Annotated in this window: 1 protein-coding gene and 3 pseudogenes; all 4 read left to right on the forward strand. The window is 65.9% G+C overall.

The window, feature by feature from the left end; translation table 11 throughout:
- Positions 1 to 194: pseudogene (locus tag AHiyo1_RS02455) on the forward strand (protoporphyrinogen oxidase); the annotation flags it as partial.
- Between the two features lie 72 nt (positions 195 to 266).
- Positions 267 to 968, forward strand: coding sequence for a hydrogen peroxide-dependent heme synthase (hemQ, locus tag AHiyo1_RS02460; protein WP_059387506.1), 702 nt, complete (start codon positions 267 to 269; stop codon positions 966 to 968).
- Between the two features lie 65 nt (positions 969 to 1,033).
- A pseudogene (locus AHiyo1_RS02465) lies at positions 1,034 to 2,208 on the forward strand (ferrochelatase).
- A pseudogene (locus AHiyo1_RS02470) lies at positions 2,205 to 2,578 on the forward strand (hydroxymethylbilane synthase); the annotation flags it as partial. The pseudogenes AHiyo1_RS02465 and AHiyo1_RS02470, both read left to right, overlap by 4 nt.

Consider the following 2,578-nt stretch of genomic DNA (forward strand, 5'->3'; position numbering starts at 1 on the left):
GTGCTCGATTGGGACGTCGTCCGTTGGGCGGGGCCTTGCCGTTCGCCGCCGTCGGTCACAAACAGCGCGTTGCCGAGGTGCGCCGCATCTGCTCCGGAGCCGACGGCTTGACCGTGGTGGGAGGCTGGCTCGCCGGAAACGGCCTGGCCGCCGTGGTTGCGGACACCTCCGCGCAAATCGACGCAGTTTTGTGAAATGCATCACTTCTACGTCTTGTAGAAGTGATGCATTTCGACTTAGCGGCATCGACGGGGCAGACTTGTACCATGAGCCACACTTCTGCCGAATCTGTCACTAAAACTGCCGAATCCGAAGAGCAGTTCTTTACGCTGTGGACCGTGTTCAAGCGGTCGGGCGATGTCCTGCGCAGCGCCGACGCTGTGCAGGATTTCGAGCAGCTGGCTGCCAAGCTCGCCGAGGACGGCGTGGTCCTCCGCGGAAGCTACGACGTCTCCGCCATGCGCTCTGACGCCGACATCATGGTGTGGCTCCACGGCGCCAAGCCTGAGGCCCTGCAGCAGGCCGTCCGCGACATCCGCCGCAGCGCGCTCTTCGCAGGCACCGAGATCGTCTGGTCCGCCATGGGCGTCCACCGCGAAGCCGAATTCGCCAAGAACCACGTTCCGGCCTACGCCCGCGGCGTCGAGCCCAGCACCTGGCTCTGCGTCTACCCCTTCGTCCGCTCCTACGAGTGGTACATCCTGCCGGCCGAAGAGCGTGGAAAGATGCTGCGCGATCACGGCATGCTGGGCCGCGACTTCCCCCAGGTCATCTCCAACACCGTGTCCTCCTTCGCCTTGGGCGACTGGGAGTGGATCCTCGGCCTGGAAGCACCCGAACTCGTTGACCTGGTGGACCTCATGCGCCACCTGAGGGCCACCGACGCCCGCAACCACGTTCGCGAGGAAATCCCGTTCTACACCGGCCGCCGCATCACCGCCGCGGAGATCGCCGAGGTCCTCGCGTGAGCGGCCGCCACTCCGCGGGCCCGGCCAGCCTCACCGAGGTCAATGACGTCACCGAGGCCGGACGCATGGCTCCCAAAGAGTACGACGCCGTCCTCCTCGCCTCCTTCGGCGGGCCGGAAGGCCAGGACGACGTCATTCCCTTCCTTCGCAATGTGACCCGTGGCCGCGGCATCCCGGATGAGCGCCTCGAAGAGGTGTCCCACCACTACCGCGCTTTTGGTGGCATCAGCCCCATCAACCAGCAAAACAGGAACCTCAAGGCCGCCCTCGAAGCGGAGTTGGCATCGCGCGGCATCAGCCTGCCCGTGCTGTGGGGCAACCGCAACTGGGACCCCTACATCCCGCAAACGCTCCAGGAAGCCTACGACGCCGGCCACCGCAAGCTGCTGATGGTCACCACGAGCGCCTACTCCTGTTACTCCAGCTGCCGCCAGTACCGCGAGGACATCGGCATCGCGCTGACCGAGACCGGCCTCGACGGCAAACTCGAAGTGGACAAGGTACGCCAGTACTTCGACCACCCAGGTTTCGTCGAGCCCTTCGTGGAAGGAACGGCTGCAGGACTTGCTGAGGTCCAGGAGAAACTGGCAGCGGACGGCCTCCAGGGCGCGCCGGTGCACATCCTGTTCGCGACGCACTCCATTCCGACCCGTGACGCCGAGGGCGCCGGACGTTCGGACGGCGAGCCCCGCGACTTCGAGCAGGACTCGGCCTACGTGGCACAGCACCTGGCTGCCGGCGCCGAAGTTGTCCGGCGGGTTGAATCCGAATCCGGGCTCACCGCGCCGTGGTCCTTGGTGTACCAGTCCCGCTCGGGCGCCCCGCACGTTCCGTGGCTTGAGCCGGACATCAACGATGCCATCGAGGAACTGGCTGGTCAAGGGATCAAGGGCGTCGTGATCGTACCCCTTGGCTTCGTCTCCGACCACATGGAAGTGGCCTGGGACCTCGACACCGAGGCCCTGGAAACGTGCAAGAACCTCGGCCTCGCCGCAACACGGTTCCCACGCCGGGAACCCACCGCAAGTTCGTTTCCGGCCTGGTGGACCTCATTTGCGAGCGGACGGTGGCCAACAACATCGCCGATCGCCCCGCCATGACCGGGCTGGGCCCGTGGTACGACATCTGCCGTCCGGGCTGCTGCGCCAACTTCCGCGGAGAGAAGCCCACGATTGCGGGTGCGGACACCACAGTCGGCACCGGACACGATGCCTACCCCGCAGGAGAAAGCGCGAAATGACCGTTCGGATCGGTACCCGCGCGAGCAAACTCGCGCTCACCCAGAGCCAGCAGGCCGCGGACCAGCTGGCCGCCATCGGTGGCTTTCCCGTTGAACTAGTGCGCATCAAGACCGAAGGCGATGTCCGGACGGGTTCCCTGTCCCAGATGGGCGGCACCGGAGTGTTCGTCGCCGCGCTTCGCGACGCGCTGTTGGAGAACGCGTGCGACGTTGCTGTTCACTCCTTGAAGGATCTCCCCACGGGCGCGGCACTCGGACTCACCATCGCCGCAACGCCCAAGCGCGTCGACGTCAGGGACGCCTTGTGCGCCCGTGACGGGCTCAAACTGGTGGATCTTCCAGCAGGCGCAAGGGTCGGCACCGGATCGCC

This window comes from Arthrobacter sp. Hiyo1, assembly GCF_001263615.2.
GTDB lineage: Bacteria > Actinomycetota > Actinomycetes > Actinomycetales > Micrococcaceae > Arthrobacter.

Bases quoted from the DNA above. Each gene is read 5' to 3' on its own strand.
- hemQ (WP_059387506.1), top strand. From the start codon at position 267: ATGAGCCACACTTCTGCCGAATCTGTCACTAAAACTGCCGAATCCGAA.